The sequence below is a fragment of the Flavobacterium sp. ACAM 123 genome (assembly GCF_000264055.1).
In the GTDB taxonomy this organism is placed as follows: Bacteria; Bacteroidota; Bacteroidia; order Flavobacteriales; family Flavobacteriaceae; genus Flavobacterium.
Genome location: NZ_AJXL01000189.1, coordinates 1 through 3,408, shown reverse-complemented (window position 1 = coordinate 3,408; position 3,408 = coordinate 1). Strand labels below are relative to the sequence as shown.

Annotated in this window: 3 protein-coding genes; all 3 read right to left on the bottom strand. The window is 36.4% G+C overall.

The window, feature by feature from the left end:
• Window positions 1-18: 18 nt before the first annotated feature.
• A complete protein-coding gene (locus A3SG_RS0117950) occupies window positions 19-2,370 on the bottom strand; it encodes a class I SAM-dependent DNA methyltransferase (RefSeq protein WP_016991373.1) in 2,352 nt (783 codons plus the stop codon).
• 364 nt (window positions 2,371-2,734) lie between these two features.
• Window positions 2,735-3,040, bottom strand: a complete 306-nt coding sequence (locus tag A3SG_RS0117945) for a DUF6804 family protein (protein WP_029596902.1) — start codon at window positions 3,038-3,040, stop codon at window positions 2,735-2,737.
• 136 nt (window positions 3,041-3,176) lie between these two features.
• The coding region (locus A3SG_RS21980; RefSeq protein ID WP_035664658.1) for a hypothetical protein at window positions 3,177-3,408 on the bottom strand (232 nt) is incomplete at its 5' end.

Here is a 3,408-nt window from a genome sequence, read left to right as displayed (position 1 = left end):
TAATTTCTGATTCCATTCTTATACCAAGTTTAAAATTTCAGCTATTAGTCCATCGCTTTGTTGTTCTAATGCTAAAATATCCGCAGTTACCTCTTCAATAGCACGTAATGGTTTGTGTTGGTAGAAATATTTATTAAAACTGATTTCGTAGCCAATTTTGGTTGCGTCCAAATTTATCCAAGCTTCGATAACGTGCGGTTGCACTTCACGAACAAAATAATCGTGTATGTTTTCTTTTAAAGGAATGTTTTTGGTGTCTCGCAAATCACTTTCGGCTTCATAAACTGTATATTCCCCTTTTTTAGCTGTTGGGAAATAACCATAATCTGCTAATCGGTCTGTTTTGCAATCCAAGTAGGCTAACAGCTTTTCGAGTTTGTCACCTGCTAATTTGGTGGTGTTTTTAATCACTTTTTCGGCATCGGCATCGTACCAAGAAATGGCGTTGTAAATAGCGTTCAATTCTGATGCGCTTACCTTTAGTTTGTTGGCTTTTACAACTGCAGCTACTTTGTCTTTAAAAAGATTGAAATCATTGTATTCGTCTGTTCCTACGGCTATCATTAGCGTTTGTCCCAAGGTCATTAGGTCCAATTGCTTTTTCCAAATTGCTTCGGTGGTCAAGGTTTTTAATTGTTTGGCATTGAGGTTTAGCTCTTGCTTCTCACACCAATCGCTTATGGTTTTTTCGTGCTTTTTAATATCTGTATAAATAGCTTCGCCATAGGTTTCGTACACCCATTGCATCGGTTCGCGTAAGCTTTTGTCAAAACGCAATTCGGCAATGCGCTCTGCTGTGAACTGTGCTTTCAAACGTTTGGGTCTTTCGATGGTCACTTTGTGGTAACCAAAATCGCTGTTATCAAATACTTTGGCAGCTATGCCTTCGTCAGCGGTTCTTTCTACGGCTTGTAAATCGGTATAGGTTTGTACAATTTCGGTGATGTGTTCTGGAGCAAACTCACAGTTTTTGTTTCCGAGGTTTTTTCGGAGCTTTCGATACAATTGTCCCGCATCAATCAACTGCACTTTTTCCTTACGGTTGGCGGTTTTATTGTTGCTAAGAATCCAAATGTAGGTGGTAATCCCTGTGTTGTAAAACAAGTTGTTGGGTAGTTGTACAATGGCTTCTAGCCAGTCATTTTCGATAATGTACCTACGAATATTACTTTCACCTCCTCCTGCATCACCTGTAAACAAGCTACTCCCGTTGTGTACAGAGGCAATGCGTGTTCCTGAAGGACTTTGCGAAAGCGGTTTCATTTTGTCGACCATTTCCATCAAGAACAACAATTGTCCGTCTGAGGAACGCGGAATTGCATCGGCATCTTCTTCGATTCCCCAATAGTTTTTTAGGCGAATTTTAAAACGGCCGTCAATTACTTCCTTACCGTCTTTGATGTATTTTTGCTCACTAGCCCAAGATTTCCCATAAGGCGGATTAGACAACATAAAATCGAAAGTAGTTCCTGCAAATTCATCCGTAGATAGGGTAGAACCCACTCGAATGTTCTCAGGGTTGTTCCCCTTAATCATCATGTCACTTTTGCAAATGGCATAAGTCTCGTCATTGATTTCTTTTCCGTACAAATACACATCTGAATCTACAGCACGAATTTCGCCCTCTTCGTCTTTAATGAAATTTTGAGCTTCGGTTAACATTCCGCCACTACCACAAGCCGGATCATAAATAGTCATTACGGGCGGTAAATTGTTTTTTATAGGGTCGAAAATAATGTGCGTCATCAAATCGATTACTTCACGTGGTGTAAAGTGCTCTCCTGCTTCTTCGTTATTTTCTTCGTTGAATTTTCGAATTAACTCTTCAAATACATAGCCCATTCCAAGATTGGTCAGTGCAGGTAATTTTCGACCGTTAGAATCATTTTTCTCAAAAGGAGTCACGTTGATATCTGGAGAAGTGAATTTTTCTAATACATCTAACAAAACATCTTTGGATGCCATGTGACGCACCTGACTTTTGAGTTTGAATTTTTCGATAATCTCTTTTACATTCGAACTAAAACCATTTAGGTAATCTTCAAAATTGGCTTGTAATAATTGTTGGCTGTTGGTTGCCGTATCGTGTAAGCGTTGTAAAGTCCAGTCGCTTGTATTATAAAAAACATATCCTGAAGCAGCACGCAAACCGTTTTCGTCCCATTCAGTGAATTTAGCTTCGTCTCTCTGGAAGGCTAATTCTTGCATTACGGCCTCTTTGGTTGGTTCGAGTAAAGCGTCTAATCGACGTAATACGACCATGGGTAAAATGACATCTCGGTATTTTCCTCGTACGTAAACATCACGAAGGCAGTCGTCTGCAATAGACCAAATGAAAGAAACTAATTTATTGTGTACGGATTGATTCATTGAAATTTAGGGTTGTAATGTTATGCTTAATTTTTTAAAATACTGGTGTTTTTAGATTTAAAAAACTAGAAACGTCAACATGTAAATTTATACTTTTATAAAGAAATAACCTATCCAAATCTTGAACAGCTTGCAGTACTATTAATAAATAATGTATCACTATTTATATCAGCAGTTTGAATAAAATCAAAAATAGGATTCCATAATTGATTTACTTTACGGTTTCCCTCAATTTGCTACAGTTTAAAGCATTTTTAAATTCGTTTTGCTGTGTAGGCAATAAGTTTTTTCTTGATGTTATTAATTGATCGCTATTTCAGGATGAGACAATATTTACTATCATTACTTTACTATTATGCTTAGATTATCCCTTCAATCTTATTTTTGAATCTTTGATTACCGAAATCACCAACCCAATACTTACAATTACATCTACTATATTCCAAACAGTTCTTCCTAATGCTATCTTGAAAAAGGGTTGAAATAGAAGCGCTAAGGCGATATAGATAAATAGTTCGTTTTTCTCACTTTGCTCATTTGCTGAATACGCCAAATAGGCGAATCCTACCATTGCTGTAAAGCGCACGAATTGGTAAAAACCGTAGGGCATGTCGAGGAGACAGAGGAGGAGTAGGGTAGCTAAGGCAACTTTAATAATTGAATTATTCATTTTCTGATTATTTACATTTATATGTTCAAATTGAGGTGCTAAAATGAATTTTAAATAATTATTTACTAATTCATCAATCTTACTTACCGTATCAATATCCTCCTCTCCTAAGTACAATTCTAAAAATAACGTTGTACTATATAGCTTTGTTTTTTAAATTTTCAATAAACCTTATTTCTGCTGGCTCAAATTCGCCGTCTACCATAGCCATTTCATTTAGTCTTCCAATAATTTGATTTTCAATGTCATTACTTGAAAATTTCAAGTCCTTAGCTGTTAACTCTGGCAGTACTTTTGTGTCCATTAACGTAAATAATTCTTTCTTTTCAGTATTGGTAAAATCATCTAAATTTTTAATTATTTCCGTT

Excerpts from the sequence above, each read along its gene's own strand:
- A3SG_RS0117950 (WP_016991373.1), bottom strand. The coding sequence starts at position 2,370 with ATGAATCAATCCGTACACAATAAATTAGTTTCTTTCATTTGGTCTATT.
- A3SG_RS0117945 (WP_029596902.1), bottom strand. The coding sequence starts at position 3,040 with ATGAATAATTCAATTATTAAAGTTGCCTTAGCTACCCTACTCCTCCTC.